The 24,736-nt window shown below is 44.3% G+C and carries 26 protein-coding genes; 16 read left to right on the top strand and 10 right to left on the bottom strand.

Translation table 11 applies throughout. From position 1 onward, the window contains the following. The first annotated feature begins 54 nt into the window (after window positions 1-54). Window positions 55-369 (top strand): heavy metal-binding domain-containing protein, encoded by a 315-nt coding sequence (locus BSR11_RS03735; protein WP_072669139.1) that lies wholly within the window; start codon window positions 55-57, stop codon window positions 367-369. A gap of 98 nt (window positions 370-467) precedes the next feature. On the opposite strand, the gene BSR11_RS03730 is transcribed toward BSR11_RS03735, so the two are convergent. Next, a complete protein-coding gene (locus tag BSR11_RS03730) occupies window positions 468-1,334 on the bottom strand; it encodes a fructosamine kinase family protein (RefSeq protein ID WP_072669138.1) in 867 nt (288 codons plus the stop codon). 384 nt (window positions 1,335-1,718) lie between these two features. On the opposite strand from BSR11_RS03730, the gene BSR11_RS03725 reads away from it, so the two are divergent. Continuing rightward, on the top strand, window positions 1,719-2,060 hold the full coding sequence (locus tag BSR11_RS03725) for a DUF3802 family protein (RefSeq protein ID WP_004395248.1): 342 nt from the start codon (window positions 1,719-1,721) through the stop codon (window positions 2,058-2,060). Between the two features lie 57 nt (window positions 2,061-2,117). Here BSR11_RS03725 and BSR11_RS03720 read toward each other — a convergent pair whose 3' ends face one another. After that, entirely contained in the window at window positions 2,118-2,603 is a 486-nt protein-coding gene (locus BSR11_RS03720; RefSeq protein WP_072669137.1) for an NlpC/P60 family protein, read from the bottom strand. 10 nt (window positions 2,604-2,613) lie between these two features. Then, window positions 2,614-3,399: a sterol desaturase family protein gene (locus BSR11_RS03715; RefSeq protein WP_072669136.1), complete on the bottom strand. Its 786-nt coding sequence runs from the start codon at window positions 3,397-3,399 to the stop codon at window positions 2,614-2,616. A 111-nt stretch (window positions 3,400-3,510) separates the two neighbouring features. On the opposite strand from BSR11_RS03715, the gene BSR11_RS03710 reads away from it, so the two are divergent. Further along, entirely contained in the window at window positions 3,511-4,266 is a 756-nt protein-coding gene (locus BSR11_RS03710) for a tRNA-uridine aminocarboxypropyltransferase (protein ID WP_072669135.1), read from the top strand. Window positions 4,267-4,446: 180 nt separating this feature from the next. Further along, window positions 4,447-5,355, top strand: coding sequence for an N-acetylglucosamine kinase (gene nagK, locus BSR11_RS03705; protein WP_072669134.1), 909 nt, complete (start codon window positions 4,447-4,449; stop codon window positions 5,353-5,355). Between the two features lie 88 nt (window positions 5,356-5,443). Here the strand turns inward: nagK and BSR11_RS03700 are convergent, their stop codons facing one another. Genes BSR11_RS03700 through BSR11_RS03675 form a run of 6 tightly spaced genes read right to left on the bottom strand, consistent with a single transcriptional unit; the run spans window position 5,444 to window position 10,350 of the window. Then, window positions 5,444-5,719 carry a DUF2960 family protein gene (locus BSR11_RS03700; protein WP_072669133.1) on the bottom strand — a complete coding sequence of 92 codons (276 nt, stop codon included), beginning with the start codon at window positions 5,717-5,719 and terminating at the stop codon, window positions 5,444-5,446. 28 nt (window positions 5,720-5,747) lie between these two features. Then, the gene (locus BSR11_RS03695; protein ID WP_072669132.1) at window positions 5,748-7,541 is read right to left on the bottom strand and encodes a bifunctional molybdopterin-guanine dinucleotide biosynthesis adaptor protein MobB/molybdopterin molybdotransferase MoeA; all 1,794 of its coding nucleotides are present in this window, start codon (window positions 7,539-7,541) and stop codon (window positions 5,748-5,750) included. Further along, window positions 7,538-8,125: a molybdenum cofactor guanylyltransferase MobA gene (gene mobA, locus BSR11_RS03690; protein ID WP_072669131.1), complete on the bottom strand. Its 588-nt coding sequence runs from the start codon at window positions 8,123-8,125 to the stop codon at window positions 7,538-7,540. Before mobA ends, BSR11_RS03695 begins: the two co-directional genes overlap by 4 nt. Beyond that, on the bottom strand, window positions 8,103-8,816 hold the full coding sequence (locus tag BSR11_RS03685; protein WP_072669130.1) for an energy-coupling factor ABC transporter ATP-binding protein: 714 nt from the start codon (window positions 8,814-8,816) through the stop codon (window positions 8,103-8,105). Before BSR11_RS03685 ends, mobA begins: the two co-directional genes overlap by 23 nt. 13 nt (window positions 8,817-8,829) lie before the next feature. Then, a complete protein-coding gene (locus BSR11_RS03680) occupies window positions 8,830-9,528 on the bottom strand; it encodes an ABC transporter permease (RefSeq protein WP_072669129.1) in 699 nt (232 codons plus the stop codon). Between the two features lie 6 nt (window positions 9,529-9,534). Then, a complete protein-coding gene (locus tag BSR11_RS03675) occupies window positions 9,535-10,350 on the bottom strand; it encodes an ABC transporter substrate-binding protein (protein ID WP_072669128.1) in 816 nt (271 codons plus the stop codon). Between the two features lie 227 nt (window positions 10,351-10,577). Here BSR11_RS03675 and BSR11_RS03670 point away from each other — a divergent pair, with 227 nt between their 5' ends. Both BSR11_RS03670 and BSR11_RS03665 read left to right on the top strand, forming a co-directional pair. After that, a complete protein-coding gene (locus tag BSR11_RS03670) occupies window positions 10,578-12,023 on the top strand; it encodes a sigma-54-dependent transcriptional regulator (RefSeq protein ID WP_072669127.1) in 1,446 nt (481 codons plus the stop codon). Then, window positions 12,001-14,055, top strand: coding sequence for a sensor histidine kinase (locus tag BSR11_RS03665; RefSeq protein WP_072669126.1), 2,055 nt, complete (start codon window positions 12,001-12,003; stop codon window positions 14,053-14,055). Before BSR11_RS03670 ends, BSR11_RS03665 begins: the two co-directional genes overlap by 23 nt. Before the next feature lie 63 nt (window positions 14,056-14,118). Here the strand turns inward: BSR11_RS03665 and BSR11_RS03660 are convergent, their stop codons facing one another. Then, window positions 14,119-14,889 (bottom strand): formate dehydrogenase accessory sulfurtransferase FdhD, encoded by a 771-nt coding sequence (locus tag BSR11_RS03660; RefSeq protein WP_422636399.1) that lies wholly within the window; start codon window positions 14,887-14,889, stop codon window positions 14,119-14,121. A 254-nt stretch (window positions 14,890-15,143) separates the two neighbouring features. Here BSR11_RS03660 and BSR11_RS03655 point away from each other — a divergent pair, with 254 nt between their 5' ends. From BSR11_RS03655 to cobB, 10 genes are all read left to right on the top strand, one after another. Then, window positions 15,144-15,608, top strand: coding sequence for a DUF3305 domain-containing protein (locus tag BSR11_RS03655; RefSeq protein WP_072669124.1), 465 nt, complete (start codon window positions 15,144-15,146; stop codon window positions 15,606-15,608). Continuing rightward, the gene (locus BSR11_RS03650) at window positions 15,598-16,137 is read left to right on the top strand and encodes a DUF3306 domain-containing protein (RefSeq protein ID WP_072669123.1); all 540 of its coding nucleotides are present in this window, start codon (window positions 15,598-15,600) and stop codon (window positions 16,135-16,137) included. The genes BSR11_RS03655 and BSR11_RS03650 overlap by 11 nt, the downstream gene beginning before the upstream one ends. A 192-nt stretch (window positions 16,138-16,329) precedes the next feature. Further along, on the top strand, window positions 16,330-17,991 hold the full coding sequence (locus BSR11_RS03645) for a 4Fe-4S dicluster domain-containing protein (protein WP_072669122.1): 1,662 nt from the start codon (window positions 16,330-16,332) through the stop codon (window positions 17,989-17,991). A 10-nt stretch (window positions 17,992-18,001) separates the two neighbouring features. Next, entirely contained in the window at window positions 18,002-18,634 is a 633-nt protein-coding gene (locus BSR11_RS03640; protein ID WP_072669121.1) for a TorD/DmsD family molecular chaperone, read from the top strand. A 65-nt stretch (window positions 18,635-18,699) separates the two neighbouring features. Further along, window positions 18,700-18,900 carry a transcriptional initiation protein Tat gene (locus tag BSR11_RS03635; protein WP_072669120.1) on the top strand — a complete coding sequence of 67 codons (201 nt, stop codon included), beginning with the start codon at window positions 18,700-18,702 and terminating at the stop codon, window positions 18,898-18,900. Between the two features lie 9 nt (window positions 18,901-18,909). Further along, window positions 18,910-21,762: a formate dehydrogenase subunit alpha gene (locus BSR11_RS03630; RefSeq protein ID WP_072669119.1), complete on the top strand. Its 2,853-nt coding sequence runs from the start codon at window positions 18,910-18,912 to the stop codon at window positions 21,760-21,762. Window positions 21,763-21,773: 11 nt separating this feature from the next. Continuing rightward, entirely contained in the window at window positions 21,774-22,382 is a 609-nt protein-coding gene (gene fdh3B, locus BSR11_RS03625) for a formate dehydrogenase FDH3 subunit beta (RefSeq protein WP_004395267.1), read from the top strand. A 6-nt stretch (window positions 22,383-22,388) separates the two neighbouring features. Next, on the top strand, window positions 22,389-23,450 hold the full coding sequence (locus BSR11_RS03620; RefSeq protein WP_072669118.1) for a formate dehydrogenase subunit gamma: 1,062 nt from the start codon (window positions 22,389-22,391) through the stop codon (window positions 23,448-23,450). Beyond that, entirely contained in the window at window positions 23,434-23,856 is a 423-nt protein-coding gene (locus tag BSR11_RS03615) for a hypothetical protein (protein WP_040904303.1), read from the top strand. Before BSR11_RS03620 ends, BSR11_RS03615 begins: the two co-directional genes overlap by 17 nt. Before the next feature lie 114 nt (window positions 23,857-23,970). Continuing rightward, window positions 23,971-24,699 carry a Sir2 family NAD+-dependent deacetylase gene (gene cobB / locus BSR11_RS03610; RefSeq protein WP_072669117.1) on the top strand — a complete coding sequence of 243 codons (729 nt, stop codon included), beginning with the start codon at window positions 23,971-23,973 and terminating at the stop codon, window positions 24,697-24,699. Window positions 24,700-24,736: the final 37 nt, after the last annotated feature.

The raw sequence follows: 24,736 nt of genomic DNA, 5'->3' as shown, positions 1-24,736 counted from the left end.
TGGTAAATTTAATTAATCTGTGTAAAAGCAAATAGATAAATAGTGAGGTATTTGATGATTTACACCACAACAGAAACCATTCCTGGTAGAGAGATTGTTGATATTCTTGGTGTTGTAATGGGCAATGTCGTTCAGTCTAAGCATGTAGGGCGAGATATTATGGCCAATTTAAAGGGAATCATTGGCGGTGAGTTGCATGGCTATACTGAACTACTGACTGAGGCTCGTGGGGTGGCGATTGAGCGTCTACTGGTAGAAGCAAAACAACTCAAAGCGGATGCTGTGGTTGGGGTTCGTTTTACCACCAGTGCGATTACGAATGGCTCTTCCGAGGTATTGGCTTTTGGTACGGCGGTCAAACTAAAGTGATCATTTGAGGTTTAAAACCAACACGGTATGTTTTAGAGCATGCCGTGTTGGGATGAGTGGGTTCGTTAGATAGGGATCTTGTTATTCCTACCTTGAATTTAAAAAGCGAGAATTTTCTGTATCGCGTCATCGGCTTGATTTAAATAGTGACCACCAAATTGATTACAATGATTAAGGCGATGATAAAGATTATAAATTTCTTTACGTTGTTGGTATTTATTGTCTAGAGGAAGTAGGCTTTGGTAGCCTTGATAAAATTCATCTTGGAATCCTGTCACTAACTCTGTCATTGCAATATCACATTCACGATCACCCCAATAGCAAGCCGGATCATAACAAATTGGCCCGGTGACAGAATGGGCAACGTTACTAAACCAGAGTGCACCATGTAAAAGAGAAGGTTTAGGTGTGTGAGAGGTCAGTTGCTGTTTAATCACATCGACAAATTCATCAATGTTAACTAAAAATATCCCTTTTTCTTTGAGTAATTGTAGTTGCCAGCCGATACGCTGCTCTGCAAAGAAAAGATGCCATTTCTTATTCCAGGGGTTGGGCTGAAGGACTTCACCGAGATAATTATCTTCATCAAAGCCGTACTCTTTTTGTTCTCCCCACCGATGAAGTTTCGCCATCTGTTGACCGAATCGATACTGGTTATTGAGGTCATCTAGTGGTTTGGTTGGCAAATAATCTAAGATAATAAAGGAGTGATTTTTGGTCACTCCGACGACTATCGGTTGTGGAACCAAGACGGATTGACTCTCTGAGAGCAGACGCAGACTATTCGCCTCCGCTTCGTAAAGAGGTAAATTGTCACGATGGTTAACTTTGACAAAGTAGCGTTCATTGCCATTAGAAATCATGTAACAATCATGAATATCTCCCGCTTCTAATCTGCTTTTTTCAACAAGATCAAATTGAAATGTTAGGGCCGCTGATAGCTGTTGCACGATGGCTTGCCACATAATGCTTTTCCCATGTCGATGAACTTACCGATAGTTTAGGTGAAATAGGTGAGGATTTCAGACTTCAAATGCACATAATTTCATTTAGTTAGCGTTTGACGGAAGTAAAAAGAAATAAATGTGATTACAATCAAGTTTCCTAACCATAACCCGCGGCACATTTAGCTGTACACCAGCTTTAAGATACAATAATGTCATACCTTAAATCTTGCCACGCTCTTGTAGTTAGGCATTCATTAACAGCAAAAGCGACCTATAATTTGAGAAAAGCTAAGACATAACATAAAGATTCTCAGTCATTAGACTGTGAAAAAGTGTGTTGATGACTTAATATTACTCAAGGCAACGTTGATTCTGGCAATAAGCGGTAAACGGAGAAGAAAAGTGGTTGTAGAAACCGATGGTTATTTAGCTCTGATCGAACATTTGGCGATGAACATGGATATCTTTACCCGTGATGGTGATATTGGGCAAGAGAGCGTTGAAGATGTCATTACCGATATGATTGCCAGTAACATCATGGCGATCTTCGAGCAAAATCCAGAGTTACACTCAAGTGTTCGTTTTCGCTTGTTAAAAGAAGCGGATTTAGTTGTCGATGATTTAGGTGAAGTCCTGACGAGTGTTTGGCATAAACCTGCGACCAACGAGCAAATTTTATTTCTTGATGAGTATGTCGCTTTAGTTAAAAACTTATTTGATACCGCAGTGAGTAAGTACGACTGATCTGAGAGTCTTAATCGGATTAGGTAGAGATGCTCATGCCAGCCTTGCCACTGATGACTAAAGTGGCTTTTCTATTCTTCTGATTTGCCAAAATCTTGCAGCCCAGTAAGGGTTATCTAATCTTGATATGGTTACGCCTTGCGAGGTTGAAGCATGAACGAAGCTTTTGTTTCCTAAATACACCCCGACATGGCGAGTAGAAGATGAAGTTTTGAAAAAAACCAAATCACCGTACTGTGCGTCGCGGTAGGCGACAGCTTTGCCTTGTTGACTCTGTAACCATGTGGTTCGTGGTAAATGATGCTGCCAGACATCACGAAAGGCGATTTGTACAAAAGCTGAGCAATCAATGCCATTTCTACCGTTTCCTCCTAATTGATAAGGAACGCCTTGCCACTGCTGATACACGTTAAATAATGACGTGTCTGGCCATTGCTCGGCCTGCTGCCAATTTGATGCCTCTTGTTGGTTTATTTGTTCTTGCTGTGATGCGCACCCACTGATAATCAACAGTGATACCATTCCGACCGTTTTTAATCTCATACTATTTCTCTTAATCACGACGAAAAGGCTGGCTAAGCATTTTATCCAGCCATTGTTCTCTGCTTTTCTGAAAAAGGGGTAAGCCGATCATCATTTTATCGTGCCCATGCTCGGGTTGATCACGATAAGTACCGAATAATCTATCCCAAATTGACAAACAGAAACCAAAATTAGCATGAGTTTCTTTAGGGATAATCGAATGATGAACTCGATGCATATCAGGTGTTACGAGCCATTTTCGCAGCCAATAATCAATCGGGATAGCTAACTTAGCATTACTGTGATTAAACATAGCACTTGCGTTAAGGATGATTTCAAACAATAAGACCGCGCTAGGTGGAATCCCGAGTAATAACACCGTGCCAATTTTTATCCACATTGATAACAGTATTTCGATAGGATGAAAGCGTGCTCCTGTTGTCACATCAATATCTTGATCCGCATGATGCATGCGATGTAAGCGCCAGAGATAAGGCACGCGATGGAATAAGACGTGTTGCCCATAAATGATCATATCCAATAAGAGCAATGAAAGCAGAATGACTAGCCATGAAGGAAGAGTTAAGTAGTAAAAAATACCTATCTGCTGCTCTTGTGCCCATTGGGCAGCAGAAAATGCGACGATAGGCATTAATAGCATAATTAATAAGCTATTGAGACCAACTAAGCCAAGATTATTAGCCCAGCGTAGCCATTTATTCTGGGTAAGCATTTTCCTAGGACAGAGGACTTCCCATATCGCACAGCTGATCAGTACGACACCGAAAATAATCAAACGAACCGTTTCTGGTTGCATGCTTAACAGCCTCCTTGGAAGATAAACCGGATGTTCTCATCGTAAAACACTAGCCGCTCATCGTCGTGAGCGGTAGAATCGCCGTCCCTATTTTATCATTGTGTGCGAGTTATGAGAGTCCACGCTTTTCATCGTTTGTATCAGGAACGTCTACAGCAATCAACCAAACCTTTTCTTGCCCGTGGTTCAAAAATTTCTCGTTGCTCGTTTTGTCAGGTCGCGCAACAATACTGTTTGTGTGATTTTCAACCGAATATAGAGACTCAAGTCGCGGTGATACTCTTAGTCTCTGACAATGAAGTATTTAAACCGAGTAATACTGGGCGTTTGATCGCTGATACGGTGAAAGAAACTTATGTGTATCAATGGCATCGAACTCAGCCAGATCCTCATTTACTCTCATTATTATCTGACCCGAAATTTTTCCCTGTTGTTGTTTTTCCAGCCCAAACCGATCAAGATAAACAACGTCAACTGACTACCGTGGCCGAGAATAGAGGAACACGTAAACCTTTATTGATCTTTATTGATGGTAGTTGGCGAGAAGCCAAGCGGATTTTTCGTAAATCTCCCTATTTAGCCGCCTTGCCTTTATTATCGATTGAGCCTGAAAAAGTCTCTAGTTACTTAATGCGTAAAGCCAGTAAGGATCAATATCTCGCCACCGCTGAAGTCGCGAGTTTAGTGCTCTCCCTTTGCGAAGAACAACAAGCCTCAGAAACACTACAACTGTGGTTTGAAGCATTTAAAGAGAGTTATCTGTTCGGTAAAACTCAGAATTTGCTCCACATTAAAGGAGAAAGACCGGCTTTGCAGCACTGGCAAGATTACTCAAGTTCTACGTTATTGGGATCCCAATGCCCATAACAATAAAGTGAACTGCCTCTAACGTTACATAAAGGTATGCTGGTTTCCTGTGCAAACGGGCAGCAGAAAACGATAAACTCGGGGATGAGTCACGGATAAAACCATCGCTATGATGGATAATATCGGCGTTTTTATTTTTGATATTTTAACCCAAGGTTGGGTGTTGAAGGAGAGATAAGCATGTATTACGGCTTTGATGTCGGTGGCACAAAAATTGAGTTTGGTGCTTTTGATGAGAATTTACAACGCGTGGCGACAGAACGTGTCGCAACCCCTACAGAAGACTACGCTTTATTGGTCGATACGCTGGTTGGATTGGTGGCTAAATACGATGCTCAATTTGCTGTTGAAGGTAAAATTGGCCTTGGCTTACCGGGGTCCGAGGAAGCCGATACAGGGAATGTATTGACAGTTAATATCCCCGCAGCAAAAAACAAACCTTTACGAGCGGATTTAGAAGCAAGAATTGGGCGTACGGTCAAAATTGAAAATGATGCCAACTGTTTTGCGCTTTCCGAAGCTTGGGATGAGGAACTGAAAAATGAACCGTCAGTGATGGGATTAATTCTCGGTACTGGTTTTGGTGGCGGTTTAGTTTATGAAGGTAAGATATTCTCTGGTCGCAACCATGTGGCAGGTGAAGTAGGCCACATGCGTTTACCGATCGACGCTTGGTTTCATCTTGGGGATAATGCACCACTGCTTGGCTGCGGATGTGGTAAGAAAGGCTGTTTAGACAGTTATCTCTCTGGTCGTGGTTTTGAGTTACTTTATCAACACTATTATGGTGAACAGAAAAAAGCGATTGATATTATCCATGCCAATGAAGCCGGTGAAGCTAAAGCGGTTGAACATGTTGAGCGCTTTATGGAACTGCTGGCTATCTGCTTTGCTAATCTTTTCACCGCCAATGATCCGCATGTTGTCGCTTTGGGTGGCGGTCTTTCAAACTTTGAGCTGATTTATCAAGAAATGCCTAAACGTGTACCTAAATACCTACTACCTATCGCAAAATGTCCAAAAATCATTAAAGCGAAACATGGTGATTCAGGTGGTGTTAGAGGCGCAGCTTTTCTCAACATTAAGTAATTACTGATTGTTGCACATTCAAATAAAAGTGGGCTTGTCATTCGACAAGCCCACTTTTATTGATAGAGTCGTTGTTTTTACAAGAGCGCTAATTGGTTTTCTTTGGTTTTTTACCAACGCCATGATTCTCTTTCGCTTGTAACGTGATGACCCCAAAACCGAGCTTTTTAAAATAATTATCACGGTAATTACGTACCGCTTTAGTATCCGAAATCGCCTCTAGCTGCAGTTCCATTTTTAAATAGTCTGATATATCAATACCTTCGGCTTCCGCAACCGCTTCATGAATATTACGGTGCTTTTGATAAGAAAAGGTTAAGGTTTTTTGCTGTTCTTTATAGGTATAAATAATTGTACGAACCATGTTTTGCTCTTGAACAAATTGTCATGGGCTAAATTCTGCCTTGAAGTGGGATGATTGTCACGCTTTCACCGATATTAACCTTGTCGACTGCGGGTTCAATTTCAATTAAACAGTTTGCCTCACTCATCGAACGAAGAATTCCAGAGCCTTGTTGCCCCGTTGTACGTACGGTTAACTGTCCATTGTGGTCAATATGGTAAATGCCTCGGCTAAACTCACTGCGCCCTTGGCGTGAACGTAGTTCTTCGCTGGCGATGGCCTTTATTTTTAATGGTTGCCAATTTGTTTCGCCCTGCATTTTACGCAGTGCAGGCTCGACAAATTGCATGAATAAAACCATGACCGCGACAGGATTTCCGGGCAAGCCAAAGAAAGGACGCGTCGCGATATGACCAAAAGCAAACGGACGACCGGGACGCATATTAATCCGCCAAAAATCGATATGCCCCAATCGGTTTAATACTGATTTAATAAAATCGGCGTCACCGACAGAAACGCCTCCAGACGTGATAATCACATCAGCTTTATTGGCGCCTTGCTCAAGAGCGTGTGTCATGAGTGTTTGATCATCGCCGAGAATACCAAGATCAATAACACGGCAACCAAGATGGGTCAGTAAGCCAATCAATGTAAACCGATTGGCATCAAAGATAGTGTCTGGTGTGGCTTGGCTACCCGGGGCTTGTACTTCATCTCCAGTGGAGAAGATCGCGACGCTGAGACGGCGAAACACCGAGATTTCGGTCATACCGAGTGAGGCTAATAAACCCATTTCGGCCGATTGGATACGCTGTCCCGGTAAAAAAACGCGGCTGCCTAAAGCGATATCTTCCCCTGCTTGACGAACATGTTGCCCAGCTTGAATCGAGGCGTGAGAAAATGAGATCAAAGATGATTCGACAACCGCTTGCTCACGCATCACCACTGTATCGGCATTATCGGGCATGGCCGCTCCAGTCATGATTTTCACACATTCACCTAACGCCAAAGGGGAAGCATAACGTTGGCCTGCCATCACTTCTGCGACCTGTGTATAGCGTTCGCGTTGTAAATCATCACTGCGGATGGCATAGCCATCCATCGCAGAATTACGATAAGCAGGGACGTTCACTGGTGAGAAAACTGGCTCAGCAATAACTCGGCCATAAGAATCACTGACCGCAATGCTTTCAACGTCACTTAAAGATGAGACGGCAGAAAGAATTTTTTCGAGCCCTTGTTCTACCGAGAGAGAGGCGGGTGACAAGGTGTCGCAATTGGCTTTAGCTACAGAAGGCTTTTGAGGCTTTAGATCAGAGTGCGGTTGATAATGGTCTACATAGTGCAAAATAAACTGACTTATCGCTTCAATATCATTGATGTTCATTTGCGGTAACGAGGTATCAACGGTTTCATCGGCGGCAATGGCAATAATATTGTGGTCACTGGGATAGAGCCAAGGTTTGGCCAGTGCCGCTCGATGGAGTTCAATTTTGGGAAAAGCGATATTTTTGCATCCTTCAACCAGAATTAAATCGAGTTGTTGTGAGTCAAAACGCTGCAAAAGGTAATCAAATTCCGCTTCAGCATCGACAGTTTCGGTCATTAACGCGTAACGTTTTCGTGAAGCGACGAGCATTTGCGATGCACCGGCCTTACGCAAGCGATAGCTATCTTTACCGGGTACATCGACATCAAAATCGTGATGAGCGTGTTTTAAGACTCCGATACGCAATCCTTGCTGGGTAAGATGGGGGAGCAGAGTTTCCAGTAATGTTGTTTTTCCCGTTCCAGAATAAGCGGCGAACCCCAGAATTGGTAGAGTAGGACGTGACGTTGTCATGTATTTAACGCTCCAAATTGAGTCAGTTCTTTTGGCGTATTTAAATTAAAAAAGCAGGCTGGTGAATCACTAAAGTCGACCTGTTGGGTATGGCATTCATCGTAGAGTAAAACGATTTTACGATCGCCACGCGCTAAAAAGGCATCCAGCTTAGGTAATACTCGCCGATGAAATAAGGTGAATACGGGTTGTTGATGCTGGCCATCAAAGGCAACTAAAATCTCACTCTGTGGATTGACCGCAGCGCAGAACCTCTCGACCAGATCATCGTTAATTAATGGACTGTCGCAAGGCACAAAGCCCACCCACTCTGTTGGAGAATGAGTTAATCCAGCATGAATTCCGCCCAGTGGGCCAGGGAAGTCCTTAACAATGTCACTGATCACTGGTGCATACTGTTGATACTGCGTTTGATTTCGATTGGCATTGATAAAAATTTGCCTTGTTTGCGGGCGTAGTCTTTCAATAACATGGGCAATTAATGGTTGACCATTAAGGAGGATTAATCCTTTGTCGTCGCCCCCCATGCGCCGAGCTTGCCCTCCGGCTAAAATGACCCAGCTAGTGTGAGATGGAGGTAACATTGCGATTCTCTGTGGTAGTAGGGGAAATAACGTGTAGCCGTGGTGATTCAAACAGCTGATGTTCTTTTATCCACCATTGTTTATGACACAATTCGGTTAATGGATTATTTTGATGACTGGTGATCACCAAGCTGCAGCCACGATTCAGTAAATCGTTGGCCATTATAACTAATCTGGCAATAGATTCCTCATCCAGTGAAGCGCTGGGCTCATCCATTAATAAAATAGCAGGATTCAAGATCCATGCTCTTGCCATCGCCACACGTTGCTTTTCACCTCCGGAAAGTACAGACATGTGTTCGTTCGCTAAACTTTCTAACCCAACCATACGCAAGGCGACTATTACTTGGCGGCGTTTTTCTTGGCTTGATAAGGCACAGAAACGGAGCCCATAAGCAATATTGCGATAGACGGTATCATCAAATAAATAAGGGGTTTGATGAAGATAAATAATGCGCGGATTAGCTCTGCAACCCAATAAGCGTTGCCACCAAACGCGATGATGAGAGACCGAGCCCGTCGTTGGTTTCAGCAATCCAGCGAGAATCTTTAATAGCGTGGTTTTGCCAACGCCATTATCGCCTTTAAGATAAACCGCTTCATGAGGGCCTAATGTTAACGTCGGAATATGGAATAAGCCTCGATCTTTGAAACGCATGGATAGCTGATGGGCAGTAAGTGATATCGACATGTGACCTCGTATATTATGCGCGTAGATAACCTTTCCCTCGCATGCTAGAGAGCAAAAAATTCAGAAGGAGCGCTAAGCTGAGTAATACCATTCCGAGCGCCACTCCTTGTGCAAACGCGCCTTTTTGACTTTCCATCGCAATCGCGGTTGGGATATTACGTGTTAACCCCATAATATTCCCGCCGACCATCATTGAGCAGCCAACTTCGGTGACAATACGCGAAAAACTAGCGATCACGGCTGCACAAAGTGGAAAGCGAGTTTCCCACATCATGGTCAGAGCTATCCGTGGTAGTGATGCTCCTAGGGTCATCGCGGTTTCGACTGAACGCCGATCACTCGATTGTAACGCGCCGTGCATCATGGACACTAAAATCGGCAGACAGATGAGCATTTGACCTAAAATCATCGCTTTTTGGGTAAACAGTAGTTGCCAATCACCTAGAGGTCCTGCTCGAGACAGTAACATATACAGCAGTAAACCAATCACCACGGTGGGTACGGCTTGTAAGGTATTGATCAGCGAAAGCAGTAACCATTTGCCCGGAAAGTGACTGTAGGCTAAGACAAAAGCCAGCAATAACGCAGGCAGTAAAACTAACCCCACTGCGGCTAAAGAGACGCTAAATGAGACGGCGACAATATGCCAAAGTTCAGCGTCGAAATTGAGCAGAAGTGCTAACGCATCGAGTGTCGTTTGCCAAAGACTCATTACGGCTTACTCATTGGCATTGGCGACAAATAGCGCTTGTCCATGGACTCGAAACTGGTTAATTAGTTGCTGGCCCTTAGGGTTGACTAACCAATCACTGAATACTTTGGCGCCTTGATAATTGGTATGGGGATAACGTTCCGGATTCACTAAAATCACCTGATACGGATTAAACAGTAAGGGATCGACTTGATACAAAATCACAAGGTCGAGTTTATTCTGATAAGCTAACCACGTTCCTCGATCGGTCAAGGTATAAGCTCGCATTTCCGATGCCATGGTCAGAGTGGGGCCCATGCCTTGACCTACCGAGCGATATTGAGAAAAAATCGGCTTTATCTGATTCGCTTGCCAAATCGTCAGTTCCTTTTTATGGGTCCCAGACTCATCTCCGCGAGAAATAAACAAATGGTTATGCTCGGCAATTGCGCTAAAAGCCTGTTGGATATTGTCTTGTTCGCTGACTTTTGCAGGGTCATTTTGAGGACCGACTAAAACAAAATCGTTATACATAACTTTACGTGGCAAAATACCATAACCCTTCTCGATAAATTGCGCTTCAGCTTTTGGGTCATGAGTCATCACAAGATCCACATCGCCATTTTCACCCAGTTTTAACGCTTTTCCCGTACCTGTTGCTAAAACATCCACCGTATAGCCTGAGTCTTTTTTAAACTCATCCAATAAATAATCCAGTAAACCAGAGTGATAAGTGCTGGTGGTGGTGGCTAAACGAATGCGTAACGAAGCATCGGCGAAAGTGAAGTGGCTATTGCTTAACAATAACAAGCAAGTCAGCAAGCGCAGTAAGGTCTTGTTCATATCCCTATCGATTTTTAGTGGTGGTTAATGCTGTGTTGACAAGCAAAGTCGATGCCAATATTGAGTCTTGAAATGGCTTACTAAACATCAATAATTTCAGCGAGTTGCTATTCCTTTGACTCAGGCCGCGTGACAATTTGTTCAAGCTAAGACAAAATGTCTCAACTTATCCTGATAAATGATAAGGTTTTTTGTCTCTCTATTTATAGTAAAACCCAAGGGAAATCATGGCTTATTTGAGTGATCGTAAATCAGCGCAACACTACCACGCTTTTTCGGTATTGGTGGTGGATGATGAAACAGGCATGCAGTCTATTTTACAAAAAGCATTACGTAAGTGGTTTTCGAAAGTAGATTGTGCTGGATGCATTGATGAAGCAGAAATACTACGCGCGACGACCCATTATGATTTGATTATTTTAGACATTAATTTACCCGGCCGCTCAGGGATTGAATGGGAAGCGATCTTTGCTGAACAAGATCAGCGACCCGATGTGATCTTCATGACGGGTTACGCCGACTTAGAGACAGCCATCAGTGCGCTGCAGTTGGGCGCTGCTGATTTTATTCTCAAACCATTTAACCTTGAACAGATGCTCAAAGCGGTTGAACGATGCATGGATAAGCGGTTACATCAACGCATGCAATATGCGTTACAACGTGACGTCCAACGTCATTGTGTTAGCCAAATTTTGGGGCAATCGCCACAGACCGAGCAACTCAAACAATTGATTATGCAATTTGCTCCTTCTCGTGCTTCCGTGTTGATTGAAGGTGAATCTGGCACGGGGAAAGAGTTGGTGGCGCGCGGCATTCATGAAGCCAGTGGAAGGCAGGGACCGTTTGTGCCTGTTAATTGTGGCGCAATTGCCCCAGAGCTCTTAGAGAGTGAGCTATTTGGACATACACAGGGCGCTTTTACTGGCGCTAAGAAAAATCGTGAGGGCCTTTTTCGGGTTGCTCATGGTGGAACCCTGTTTTTAGATGAAATCGGTGAGATGCCACTTAATATGCAATCGTCTTTGTTGCGAGTGTTAGAGCAGCGAGCGATCCGTCCGGTTGGCTCAGAAAGAGAGCTGCCAGTTGATGTACGAGTTGTGGCTGCGACAAATAGAAATCTGTTTCAGGAGGTAGAAGAAGGCCGTTTTCGCGCCGATCTCTATTATCGATTAAATGTACTCAAAATTGAGGTCTTGCCGCTACGAGCGCGCAAAGCCGATTTGCATGAGTTGGTGCCTTTTTTTACACAAACCCTGTGTGCAGATCTGTCGTTGCCGACGCCTAAATGGGCCCATGAAGATATTAATGCACTGTTTGATTACGACTGGCCGGGGAATATTCGCGAATTAAAAAACCTCATTGAGCGCTGTTTATTAATCGGTCAACCGTTAGCGCATTACTGGCAGCCATTACCCCGTGATGGTCAAAACAGTGACATTGAAGTGACATTGTCACAATTATCATCGGAAAGTGATAGACCAAACCGAGAGGAAGCTTGTGGTTATCCGACGGATTGGAGTTTAAAACAAGTCGAGAAGGCGCATATAGAACAAATCGTTGCTTTTCATCAAGGCAATAAATCGGCAGCCGCTCGGGATTTAGGCGTTGCTCGCAAAACATTAGAGCGAAAATTCAAAGAGTGGGAAAGTGATGAGCAAATCAAGGTGCGCTAAACCTTCATGGTGGCGAGCTTGGCACCATCGCTTCCGAAGTATGGTCCGCTACCGACTGTTGATTCTGACTTCCGTACCGATAGCCGTCACATTAATGGCCTTGATCGGTATCAGCTTTTATTGGTCTTTGCATTACACGTGGCAAAGTGTCTTGGTGGATGTATCAGAGCGCTTGGGGGTTGCTCAAAATAGTGTGACGCTATTGCAACAAAAACAGGCCAGTTATGTTCACGCCTTCGCTGATTCTTATGATTTTCAACATGGGCTTCGAGAGGGTTATTACTACCAGCCAGAGTTTATGGATTGGGTTCAGCAACAGAAAAAACGTTACGAATTAGACTTTCTGCATTTTCAATTGGTTAACACGCTAGAACAGCAGTTCCGTTATTTGGATCTGACGCGAAAAGAGTCTTTTTTTGATGTGCTGAGTGCGGCTGAATTACAGCAATTGGATCCCGATTTAGCGATTCGCGCACAAACCCCGATGTTAAACGATCGCTCGGTAGAATCGCGTGGATTAGTCAGCCGAACTGTTGTTCCGATCTTGATTGATCAAAAGATCATCGGTTTTTTAGAAGGAGGGTTGCTGCTCAACAATAGCACGTTACTCGTCGACCAAATTCGAGATTTAATCTACCCCGTACAAGCCAATCGATTAAGTCCAGCAGGCACGCTAACGTTATTTTTGGATGATTTACGGGTTAGCACTAATGTACCGTTGGATAGTTCTACTCTAGCTGGACGAGCGATTGGTACACGAGTCTCTCAACCAGTAGCCGATCAGGTATTAAGACAAGGTGAGCAATGGGTAGATAAGGCGTATGTCTATGATGCTTGGTATATCAGTGCTTATCAGCCACTTCGTGATCAATATGATCAAGTTATTGGTATGCTTTATACGGGCTATTTACTGTGGCCATTGGTTAAAATTTACTTAACCAACATTGTCGAAATGGGCAGTATGGCATTGATTTTATTGCTTGTTTCAGGTTTTTTCGTTTATCGCGGTTCACGTGATTTGTTTCGCCCCATTGAACGTATCCATCACGTTGTTAAACAGGTTCAAGTTGATCAAAATAAACGTATTGGCTCATTAGGGTTGGATGAAAAACATGAGCTAGCTCAACTGGCGAAACAGTTTGATCATATGCTGGATTTACTGCAACAGCGTAATCAGCAGATTCAGCACGCTGCCGATGAATTAGAAGAAAAGGTTCAATCGCGCACCGCCAGTTTGCATGAAAAAACTCAGCAATTAGAACACCACATTCAGTTATTGAATCAAACTCGTAATAAATTGATTGCTCATGAAAAACTGGCGGCACTTGGAGAGCTAACCGCAGGTATCGCGCATGAGATTAATAATCCTACCGCAGTGATTCTTGGTAATGCCGAACTTATCCGTTTTGAGCTGGCAGAACAAGCACCAAGGGTGGCCGAGGAAATTGAGGCAATCTTGCTGCAAGTCGATCGGATCCGCAATATTACTCGCAGTTTACTGCAATACAGTCGTCATGGTGGCGTGCAAGATAAAATTACCTGGCAGCGTGTTAATCCAATTATCGAAGAGAGTATTACACTCGTTAAAGCGGGCAGTAAGAGACGCGACGTTGAGTTTATTACACACTTGCAAGCGCACTGCTCTGTTGAAGTGAATCATCATCATCTGTTGCAGATTTTAGTCAATTTACAGATCAATGCTATTCACGCGATGCAAGGCAAAGGTCAACTGATCATTAGTAGCGAAGATTGGCAACAAGACGGAAAAGTATTCGGCGCGATCATTCATGTTCAAGACCATGGCTGTGGAATCAAACCTGAGCAACTGAGCAAAATTTTTGCCCCTTTTTATACAACCAAAAGGCAAGGAACGGGGTTGGGGTTATCGGTATCACAGAGCTTACTCAGTCAAGTTGGCGGTGAAATTCGAGTTCACTCTGTTGAGGGACAAGGCAGTACTTTTAGTATTTACTTGCTGGCGAAAGCGGAAAGCCCGTTATTGATCACGACGACTCACTCATTTTCTGAATAATCCTTTTCTCTGAATGAGTGATGGCACTCATTCAGAGAGGAACATCAATCTTTTCACGTAAGATTAGCCTTTGATATCAAAATCAATTTTTTCTGCGCCACTGTAGATTTCAAAACGCAGGCCTTTCGCTCGCGCAATGGTGGTAATACCAAACTGATTGGCCAAGTCTAAGCCCATTTGAGTGACCCCAGAGCGAGAAAGTAGGACGGGAATACCCATTTGCGCAACCTTAATCACCATTTCAGAGGTTAACCGTCCAGTCGTATAAAACAGTTTGTCATGACCCGAATCCCCTTGCAGCCAGAGTTCGCCAGCTAATGTATCGACAGCATTATGCCGACCTACATCTTCGACAAAAGAGAGCACATGGTTATTTTGGCAAATCGCACAGCCGTGAACGGCGCCGGCTTTTTTATAGGTTTGATTATGATGGGTGAGCGCCTCTAACGTTGCGTAGATCTGTGACTGTTTCAAGCGTGTCTGTGGCACTTGATAGCCTTCTAATTGTTGCATGACATTGCCATACATCGTGCCCTGACCACATCCAGAGGTAACGGTTTTTTTCTTAAGCGCCGGTTGAACACGGTCTATATTCTCTTTAGTCACCACGGCGGCTGAATGCGTTTGCCAATCAATGATCACTGATTGAAGTTGCTCTCGATCAGAAATAAAACTTTGATTTTTTAGGTAGCCGAGCACTAACGCTTCGGGGCGAGAGCCTAGAGTCATTAGCGTCACCACTTCTTGCCAATTTAACAGTACGGTTAAAGGGCGTTCACAGGCGATGGATTTGCTTAATGGTTCACCATATTGATCATAAACCGTTACTTCCATGGTTTGTTGTGGATTTTCAGTCGGCTGAATGAGAGAGAATGCTGACACAAAATTTTCCTATACCGATGCTAAAAGTGTGTTAATCGCCAATCGTGATCGATGATACGAGTGAGGCAGAGATAAAGAGAGCAGCAAATATCATTCCATATTCTCTTTTTCGTCGTATGTTATGTCGATTAATGGGGGTGGCGTAATAATTGCTTAAATGAGCATATGTTGTTGATGGTATTGACTCAAGCAAGGATTTACTCTTCATGGCTTTCCCCATTTCACATTCAGTGCCGTTGATCAAAAACGAATTTCAATGGTCCATTGGCTGCCTACTTCATTTACGCTCGTTTAATGTTGGGCGTTGGGTAACGAGCCAATGGCAATTAAGCGGTTTTGAATTAATGCCTCAGGTTGAGTTCAAAGCGCGAGCCGTATTGGAGCTCTTTCGCGATGAGCGAAGCGATTATCGATTTAACCTCAGCTCGCGAGAGCCTAAGTTATTCGTGATCGTAGAAAATAGTACCGATGATGATCAACCCAAACTGGTGTGCATTACCGCCTCGCAAGGTGTGGCGGCTCGTTATATGGATAGCGACTATGTAGTACTTTCTGAGCCTATGCCTTTAGCGGTGCAAGCGTGGATTGAAGCCTTCATTGGTCGAGAAGGCGAATTGCTCGACTACCGTTCTAAAAAGCGTAAAGGTGCCGGGAGATCATGTGGCAACTGATTCTTTCTTTAATCGCTGGTCAAAGCGTAAATTAGATCAAGCAACGGTATCAGAAGACGAGGTTATTGAGGCATCGGATAGTGGCGATAAAGCATTACCGAGTGATCTACAATCTGAGAGTGATTCTGAACTGTCTACGACCTTAACCCGCAATCAGACAGCCTCTCCTGCAGAGTCGGTGAAAGAAGAGAGCCTTGCTACCGAAAATGAGCTTTCCACGCTATTGGTTTCGGCTTCTGCTGAGTTGAAAAAAAAGGCGTTACGGCAGCTTTTTTTCAATGGCGAGTTCAATCAAGTCGATGGTCTAGATGATTATGATGGTGATTATCATGCGTTAAAACCCTTGGCGAGTGAACTAGCACAAAGCGTCCGTGAATGGCTTATTGATGTCGACCCATCGAATGCAGATCTGATACCTGAACACCAATCTGAACACCAAAATAACCATAACCACTTCGCTCACCATCAACCAATTATGCCGCGTGATCGGATGGATGAAGATGAGGCAGTATGGGCGGACAAAAAGTAGGGACATTTTGTCTCACTTCTTAGCTTGCTAATGAGACAAAATGTCTTATTGGATTCTTTCTGATAAGAATTTCACTTAAATTGCATACAAATCAATTAGATAAATTATATTTTTAATTGGAACGTTATTTGCTAAATCCATGTAATAAATAAGGGTAGGCCAATGAGCCTGCTTTCAGCATGGAACTGAGCAATGTTAAACGACTATCTACAACAAGCCTCCAGTGCTTCTGGTCAAGCGCGTTGGTTTGCGCTGCAACATACTGTTGAGCTGCAGAATTTGATCCCACCAACGGTTAGTTATCAAAGTGGTGGTCATACATTATTAATTGGTCCCACCAGTTTGATTGAACGTGCGGTCCAACAACTGTCTGCAATGGGCTCTTTGACGCTTTTATCGATTGACGGCCATCAGGGGCATTCAAGCACACTTTACTTTGCCGATTCGGTACAAATCAGTGGCTATTTGGGGGCATTCGATATTCAGGTGGTCAATCGTGGTCAAAGTATCAATTTGGCACAAGCGGCAATTGGGCAAGCATGTTTTGATATTGTATTGGATCTCTCACTCAGCGGAATCATGAGTGAAGAAGTGCCTGTTCCTGGATACTTTCCTGTGGGGCGAGGCGAAAACAAACTCGTTGAAGCGTTAGAAACCATTCCAACATTAATCGGTACTTTTGATAAACCGAAATATTTCCGTCTCAATACCGATTTGTGTGCACACAGCTCACGAGGGGTGAAAGGTTGTGAGCGGTGTGTTGATGCTTGTCCGGCGGGTGCGCTTTCTAGTGAAGGGTCAGCACAAACAGGACACCGAATAGAAATCAATCCCTATCTTTGTCAAGGTATTGGAACGTGCGCGACGGCTTGCCCAACGGAAGCGATCCACTACGCTTTACCTAACCCTACCGATACACAAAAGTTTGTTGAGCGACTACTTAACCATTATTTTCAGGCCCAAGGCGAAACACCGATCATTCTTTTTTGCAGTGATCGCCACGAAGCTCATCATCTTATGGCGCTGAAAGCTTTACCCGATAATGTTATTCCGGTGATGCTAGAAGAACTTCTTTCTGTCGGTATGGATACTTGGTTCGCGGCACTGGTTAATGGCGCGACTCAGGTACTGTTTGCAGCTAGCCAGCATATGCCTGCGACCGTATTGCGTATTCTTCATCAAGAAGTGTCGTTAGCACAAACACTATTAGCGTCATTAGGCTTAGACAAGCAGCGGATTGATATTTTCTATTTGGAATCGCTGAGCGAAGGACTCCCAGTTATGTGTGAAGAAGATTTGATGCTTCGATTGGGTGAGCTCTCTGGTAATAAACGCCAACGTTTGTATCAAGCATTAGATGCACTTGCCAGTCAGTATCAACCAGACTCCATGATTCAACCACTGAATAGCTCAGCCCCTTTTGGTTCAATTGAGTGCGCCAGTCAAGATTGTACTTTGTGTATGAGCTGCGTCGCGGTCTGTCCTACGCGAGCTTTGCATCATAGTGGTGATATACCTGCTTTGCATTTTACTGAACAAGATTGTGTGCAGTGCGGTTTATGTGTCACTGCATGTCCTGAAAAAGTCTTGACGGCGGTACCAAGAATCAATTGGGACCATGATGAGCGACAAGCAGCGCAGGTGTTACATCAAGAAGAGCCAGCTCGCTGTTTACGTTGTCAAAAAGCATTTGCGCCTCAATCAATGATCACCATGCTGCAAGATAAGTTACGTGGTCACTCTCATTTTTCAGATCCCATGTCTCTGAATCGAATCGCCATGTGCGAAGACTGTCGAGTGATTGATATTTTTGAAGCGATGGCTGAAAACCCAGAGCAGCAACTTCACTATTAAGGCGATGTTTATGCAAGTTACAGACACTATCCGCACCGATATTTATCTGATGTTAGCCTCCTTATTTCGCGCTCCTCCTAGTCAGTCACAATTGCAGTTTTTGGCTGACTTAGAGATTGAAGATAACTCAAGCGTAATGAGCCGGTGTTGGTTAGCTTTAAGACACGCCGCACAACATACTGATGTTGATAGCCTTGAAGAGGAATATCAATGGCTATTTATTGGTATCGGAAGAGGTGAAGTGGTGCCCTTTGCCTCATGGCACCTGACTGGATCATTAATGGAAAAACCTTTAGCGGATCTTCGCCAACATATGGCACAGCTTGGTTTGCAGCGTTCAGACTCGGTGAAAGAGCCAGAAGATCACATTGCCGCCTTATGTGAAAGTATGGCTTGGTTGATCAGCGATACGCCTGAGCAACAAGGTGAGTTTTTTCATCGCCATATTGGTCCTTGGTTTAATCACCTAGTACGACAAATTGAGCAAGCCGAACATGCGAATTTTTATCGAGCGGTATCTCAAGTGTGCAAGGCATTTTTAAGCCTAGAGAGTATTCAGATGACACCAGCTAGCATTGCTAGTCAAGGTAATACCCATGTTATGCATGTCAAAAACACCATTGAGCAGAATGTCAGCGAATGATAACAAACATCCTACGACGGCAGTGGAACCATCACCGCGGTTATATGGAAAAAAGGAAGGAAGCGATGAAAAAACAATCAGATATTAATCAGAGTCGGCGCACGGTATTAAAAAGTATGGCCGGTGCCGCCGTTGTCGGAGGTGTGGTGGCTTCCACTGGTCAGTCTGCATTAGCGGTAGAGACAGCGGAAGAGGCGACGCCACAGCCATTACAAAAAGGGTATCACGAAACTCAACATATCCGTGATTACTACGCGAGTTTATAGGAGCCAATAATGAAACTGACCAAACGTTCAGAGCAGGTCGAACAGCCAAATACATTAGGACTCAGTCGTCGAGCTTTTATTCGCAACAGTTCATTAGCTGCGGGTGGTGCGGTTGTTGGTTCCGCTTTATTTGCTCCTGGAATGATTAAAAAAGCTCAGGCAACCTCGCGATCTAATCAGGTTAAAACGGAAGTTAAGCGCACCATCTGTTCGCACTGTTCCGTTGGCTGCGGCATTTATGCTGAAGTTCAAAATGGGGTTTGGACAGGCCAAGAGCCGGCTTTTGATCACCCCTTTAATGCGGGTGGGCATTGCGCAAAAGGGGCAGCCTTACGCGAGCATGGTCATGGTGAGCGACGTTTGAAATATCCAATGAAGCTTGAGGGCGGAAAATGGAAAAAGCTCTCATGGCAACAGGCAATCGATGAAATCGGCGATGAGATCCTAAAAATTCGTCAACAATCGGGACCAGATTCGGTCTACTGGCTTGGCAGCGCTAAGCACAGCAATGAACAAGCGTATCTCTTTCGTAAAATGGCCTCATTATGGGGAACCAATAACGTTGATCACCAAGCGCGAATTTGCCATTCCACGACTGTAGCAGGCGTTGCCAATACTTGGGGTTACGGTGCAATGACCAACTCCTTTAATGATATGCATAACTGTAAGTCGATGTTGTTCATTGGCTCGAACCCTGCGGAAGCACATCCGGTCGCAATGCAACATATCTTGATCGCCAAAGAGAAGAATAATTGCAAAATTGTGGTTGCCGATCCTCGTCGTACGCGCACCGCAGCCAAAGCGGATCACTATGTGTCATTGCGTCCCGGAACGGATGTCGCCTTTATTTGGGGCGTGCTCTGGCACGTATTTAACAATCAGTGGGAAGATAAAGAATTCATTCGCCAACGTGTGTTTGGCATGGATGAAATTCGTCAAGAAGTGGCGAAATGGACACCTCAAGAGGTGGAACGGGTTACCGGAGTGAGTGAGTCGGATGTTTATCAAACCGCGAAGCTACTCTCTGAACATCGCCCCGGTTGTATCATTTGGTGTATGGGCGGCACTCAGCATACAACAGGAAATAACAATACTCGTGCTTATTGTGTACTTGAATTGGCTTTGGGGAATTTGGGTAAACCGGGTTCCGGTGCGAACATTTTCCGTGGTCATGATAACGTTCAAGGAGCAACGGATTTAGGGGTGCTTTCTGATTCGTTGCCTGGTTACTATGGCGTCGCAGAAGGGGCATGGCGTCATTGGGCCAAGGTGTGGGATGTTGATTTTGATTGGATAGCGAATCGTTTTGATCAAGGGACTTACGGTGGCACTAAGCCAATGAATAGTTTCGGAATTCCGGTATCTCGTTGGATTGATGGCGTTCTGGAGAATAAAGACAATATTCAACAACGAGAAAATATTCGCGCTATGTTCTATTGGGGTCATGCGGTTAACTCGCAAACCCGTGGTGTAGAAATGAAAAAAGCGATGCAAAAACTCGACATGATGGTGATTGTTGATCCTTATCCAACTGTTGCTGCAGTGATGAATGAGCGCCGTGATGGCGTGTATTTGCTGCCGGCCACAACCCAATTTGAAACTTACGGCAGCGTGACCGCGTCAAATCGCTCTTTGCAATGGCGTGATCAAGTCATTGAACCGTTGTTTGACTCCAAACCTGATCATGAAATCATGTACTTACTGAGTAAAAAACTCGGTTTTGCCGAGCAACTTTGTAAACACATTCGAGTTGAGAATGATCAACCACTCATAGAAGACATTACCCGTGAATTTAATAAAGGGATGTGGACCATCGGCTATACCGGACAAAGCCCTGAACGTTTAAAAGCGCATCAACAGCATTGGCACACTTTCCATAAGACCACTTTAGAAGCTGAAGGGGGACCGATTCATGGTGAGACTTATGGTCTACCGTGGCCTTGCTGGGGGACTCCAGAGATGAAGCATCCTGGAACGCATATTTTGTATGACACGTCTAAACCGGTTGCTCTGGGTGGAGGGACGTTCCGAGCTCGCTATGGTGTTGAGTTTGAAGGCCAATCACTACTCGCAGAAGATAGTTTTTCAAAAGGCAGTGAGATTGAAGATGGTTATCCGGAATTCACCGATAAATTGCTCAAACATTTAGGATGGTGGGACGATCTGACAGACGCTGAAAAAGTCGCCGCAGAAGGACAAAATTGGAAAACGGATCTTTCTGGCGGTATTCAACGAGTGGCGATTAAGCATGGCTGCATTCCATTTGGCAATGCGAAAGCTCGTGCGATCGTGTGGACATTTCCGGATCGAGTGCCACTACATCGTGAGCCTCTTTACACACCAAGACGCGATCTCATCGCTGATTATCCTACTTGGGAAGATAAAGACGCGATCTTTAGAATGCCGACGTTATACAAATCGATTCAAGATATCGATAAATCCCAAGAATATCCGATCATTCTGACTTCTGGGCGCTTAGTCGAGTACGAAGGTGGTGGTGAAGAAACCCGTTCAAACCCTTGGTTAGCCGAACTGCAGCAAGAGATGTTTGTTGAGGTGAACCCTAAAGATGCCAATGATCTTGGTTTCAGGGATGGTGACATGGTATGGGTTGAAGGGGCAGAAAAAGGGCGTATTCATGTGAAAGCGATGGTGACTCGTCGTGTTAAACCCGGTATGGCGTTTATTCCTTTTCATTTTGGCGGAAAATTTCAAGGTGAAGATCTTCGTCATAAATACCCACAAGGTACCGATCCTTATGTGATTGGTGAGTCAGCGAATATTGCGACCACTTATGGGTACGATCCTGTTACTCAAATGCAGGAAACTAAAGTCACCTTGTGTAACATTCGTAAAGCGTAAGGAGTAAACCAATGGCTAAAATGAAATTCCTTTGTGATACCAAACGCTGCATCGAATGCAACGGCTGTGTCACGGCCTGTAAAAATGAAAATGACGATGCTCTGCAATGGGGTATTCAACGTCGCCGAGTGGTCACACTCAATGATGGCGAACCTGGAGAAAACTCGATCTCGGTAGCTTGCATGCACTGTACTGATGCGCCTTGTATGGCGGTTTGTCCGGCGGACTGTTTTGTCAAAACGGAAGATGGCATCGTGCTGCACAATAAAGATCTTTGCATTGGTTGTGGTTACTGCTTATTTGCTTGCCCGTTTGGTGCTCCGCAGTTTCCTAAGCAGTCTGCCTTTGCTGAGCGTGGGAAAATGGATAAATGTACGTTCTGTGCTGGTGGACCTGAAACGGAACCCGGCTCACCAGAAGAACGTCGTAAATATGGTGCTAACCGGATTGCTGAAGGTAAATTACCGATGTGCGCTTCCTTATGTTCGACTAAAGCACTACTGGCTGGTGATGCAGCGGTGGTTTCGGATATTTTCCGTCAGCGAGTGGTAGAGCGCGGTGCTAAAAATGCTGGGTGGACCAATGGCGAAGATCTCGCTTTCGATGCCACAAGGAGTTAAGTAGCGATGCAATATCGGATAAAGCGTGCGTTTCAGCAGGTCTTGGTGCTATTGATCTTAACTCTTAGTTGTTTATCTCTCCCATTATTAGCCAATGAGGGCGAGTCCACTAATCACAATGTGGCGCAAAAAGAGATTTCTCAATTAGCGGGTGCCGACTTTTGGCGTCAAGTGAGGCAAGGTCAAGAAGGCTATACCACATCACGTTCTCCTGAGCATGGCGTGTTAATCAGTACACCGGGTGAGATGTGGTTTGTCTTAAAAGAGAAATGGATGTCTCCTGCTGGAGCAGTGGCGATTTTTGGTAGTATTGTCATGGTTGTAATGGCCTATTGGTTGATGGGCCCGATCATGCTTAGTCAGCCAAGAACGGGGCGAAAATTAAAACGTTGGTCGCGTTTGGATCGAGCGTTGCACTGGAGTATGGCGTTTACTTTTCTTACCTTGGCGTTCAGTGGTTTAATGTTGGTTTATGGTAAACACTTTCTTAAACCTTACATTCCTACCGATTGGTGGGGAATGGTCATTTATTCCGCTAAGCAATACCACAATTACGTTGGCCCCTTATTCTTTGTGTTGCTGATTTTTATGCTGCTGAAATGGTGGCGAAAATCTTTATTCAATAAGGTCGATTTCCAATGGTTTTTAAAATTGGGAGGAATGGTGGGGAAACATAAAGGAACCCATCCTTCGGCTGGCTTTTCCAATGGTGGTGAAAAGGCCATCTATTGGTTGTTGATCGTATTTGGTAGCTTTGCCGCGATCAGTGGACTTATTTTAGACTTTCCGATTTTTGGGCAGACGCGCCGCGATATGGAACTCTCGAATTTGATCCACATGTTCTCCGCTTTAATCCTTATTTGTGGCTTTATTTTCCATATTTATATTGGTTTATTTGGTATGGAGGGGGCATTAGAGGGAATGGTAACGGGTAAAGTTGATGAGACTTGGGCCAAAGAACATCATGATTTATGGTATGAAGAAGTCAAAGCGCGAGGCGAAATTGAAGCGGCTGACCATCAAGTTCCAAAGGTACAACAGGAGAGTCATGATGATCCCCGCCAGTAAAAATAAATCCGTTTGGTTTGTGTATATCGCCAGTTTGCTGACACCCTTTACCGGGTTACTTTCCGGGGTGATTGGCATCATCTATGCTGGTTATCGGTTGGATAAAAACCAAGATGGCGAGGTGGCGAATTCCCATTATTACGGATTAATTCGCACTTTTTTCTTATTCTTAACCTTTTTTGTGGTGCTAATTGTCACCGTTGCTACGGCAAATGGCGTTCTGATGGGAGTCAACCGTTATTGGTTTAGTAATACTTGGTTAAGTACGATTGGCTACGCTATCCCTTACCTTGGCGCGATCATTGCCTTAGGTGCCATTACCTTATGGTTTTGGCGCATGGTGCAAGGTATGAAGCAGCTACGAGCCGATATTGCTCATCGCCCGACGAAAGGTCCGAATCTTTAATCATCACACCCAGCGAGTCTGGGTGTTTTTTCGACTATTGTCTAAGTTTTGAAATTAGGGAGGCTCGTTTATCAATGCTAAACTGGTGTAAAGATTGAAAATAAGGAATGGATGATGAATTTTCCCTATCGCAATATTGTAGTATTGACTGGCGCGGGGATATCTGCGGAGTCGGGTATTCAAACCTTTCGGGCCCAAGATGGATTATGGGAAAACCACCGGATTGAAGATGTCGCTACACCGGAAGGTTTTGCTCGTAACCCTGATTTGGTACAAGATTTTTATAATCAGCGCCGTAGAAAACTGGGTTCTTCTGAGATTCAACCCAATGCGGCTCATCTTGCTCTTGGCGATTTAGAGCGACAACTGAATGGTTCAGTAACCATCATTACCCAGAATATCGATGATCTGCACGAGCGAGGCGGTAGTCAAAATATTATTCATATGCATGGTGAGTTATTCAAAGCTCGCTGCAGCGTATCGAATCAAGTGGTTGAGCAAAAGGGCGATTTATTGACTGGCGAACAGTGTCATTGCTGTCAAATTCCGCAACAAATGCGGCCTCATATTGTTTGGTTTGGGGAAATGCCTTTAAGGATGGGGGATATTTATAGCGCATTAGAAAAAGCCGATTTATTTGTCTCTATTGGTACTTCTGGTGTGGTTTATCCGGCGGCTGGTTTTGTGCATGATGCGAGGATGCATGGCGCACATACGATTGAAATTAATTTAGAACCGAGCGCGATTGAGAGTGAATTTGCTGAAAAACGTTATGGCAAAGCGACGCTGGAGGTCCCTCGTTTAGTTAAAGAGCTATTAATGCTGCAAGATACCCCAAGATAAGAAGAAAAGAAGCTCACTTTTTGGTAACGTTACATCG

Source organism: Vibrio injensis (assembly GCF_001895205.1).
Lineage (GTDB): Bacteria > Pseudomonadota > Gammaproteobacteria > Enterobacterales > Vibrionaceae > Vibrio > Vibrio injensis.
This window is presented reverse-complemented; position numbering and strand designations above follow the sequence as displayed.

Coding starts and splice junctions, on each gene's coding strand:
- BSR11_RS03735 (WP_072669139.1), top strand. CDS start 55: ATGATTTACACCACAACAGAAACCATTCCTGGTAGAGAGATTGTTGAT.
- BSR11_RS03730 (WP_072669138.1), bottom strand. CDS start 1,334: ATGTGGCAAGCCATCGTGCAACAGCTATCAGCGGCCCTAACATTTCAA.
- BSR11_RS03720 (WP_072669137.1), bottom strand. CDS start 2,603: ATGAGATTAAAAACGGTCGGAATGGTATCACTGTTGATTATCAGTGGG.
- BSR11_RS03715 (WP_072669136.1), bottom strand. CDS start 3,399: ATGCAACCAGAAACGGTTCGTTTGATTATTTTCGGTGTCGTACTGATC.
- BSR11_RS03710 (WP_072669135.1), top strand. CDS start 3,511: ATGAGAGTCCACGCTTTTCATCGTTTGTATCAGGAACGTCTACAGCAA.
- nagK (WP_072669134.1), top strand. CDS start 4,447: ATGTATTACGGCTTTGATGTCGGTGGCACAAAAATTGAGTTTGGTGCT.
- BSR11_RS03700 (WP_072669133.1), bottom strand. CDS start 5,719: ATGGTTCGTACAATTATTTATACCTATAAAGAACAGCAAAAAACCTTA.
- BSR11_RS03695 (WP_072669132.1), bottom strand. CDS start 7,541: ATGACAACGTCACGTCCTACTCTACCAATTCTGGGGTTCGCCGCTTAT.
- mobA (WP_072669131.1), bottom strand. CDS start 8,125: ATGTTACCTCCATCTCACACTAGCTGGGTCATTTTAGCCGGAGGGCAA.
- BSR11_RS03685 (WP_072669130.1), bottom strand. CDS start 8,816: ATGTCGATATCACTTACTGCCCATCAGCTATCCATGCGTTTCAAAGAT.
- BSR11_RS03680 (WP_072669129.1), bottom strand. CDS start 9,528: ATGAGTCTTTGGCAAACGACACTCGATGCGTTAGCACTTCTGCTCAAT.
- BSR11_RS03675 (WP_072669128.1), bottom strand. CDS start 10,350: ATGAACAAGACCTTACTGCGCTTGCTGACTTGCTTGTTATTGTTAAGC.
- BSR11_RS03670 (WP_072669127.1), top strand. CDS start 10,578: ATGGCTTATTTGAGTGATCGTAAATCAGCGCAACACTACCACGCTTTT.
- BSR11_RS03665 (WP_072669126.1), top strand. CDS start 12,001: ATGAGCAAATCAAGGTGCGCTAAACCTTCATGGTGGCGAGCTTGGCAC.
- BSR11_RS03660 (WP_422636399.1), bottom strand. CDS start 14,889: ATGGAAGTAACGGTTTATGATCAATATGGTGAACCATTAAGCAAATCC.
- BSR11_RS03655 (WP_072669124.1), top strand. CDS start 15,144: ATGGCTTTCCCCATTTCACATTCAGTGCCGTTGATCAAAAACGAATTT.
- BSR11_RS03645 (WP_072669122.1), top strand. CDS start 16,330: ATGTTAAACGACTATCTACAACAAGCCTCCAGTGCTTCTGGTCAAGCG.
- BSR11_RS03640 (WP_072669121.1), top strand. CDS start 18,002: ATGCAAGTTACAGACACTATCCGCACCGATATTTATCTGATGTTAGCC.
- BSR11_RS03635 (WP_072669120.1), top strand. CDS start 18,700: ATGAAAAAACAATCAGATATTAATCAGAGTCGGCGCACGGTATTAAAA.
- BSR11_RS03630 (WP_072669119.1), top strand. CDS start 18,910: ATGAAACTGACCAAACGTTCAGAGCAGGTCGAACAGCCAAATACATTA.
- fdh3B (WP_004395267.1), top strand. CDS start 21,774: ATGGCTAAAATGAAATTCCTTTGTGATACCAAACGCTGCATCGAATGC.
- BSR11_RS03620 (WP_072669118.1), top strand. CDS start 22,389: ATGCAATATCGGATAAAGCGTGCGTTTCAGCAGGTCTTGGTGCTATTG.
- BSR11_RS03615 (WP_040904303.1), top strand. CDS start 23,434: ATGATCCCCGCCAGTAAAAATAAATCCGTTTGGTTTGTGTATATCGCC.
- cobB (WP_072669117.1), top strand. CDS start 23,971: ATGAATTTTCCCTATCGCAATATTGTAGTATTGACTGGCGCGGGGATA.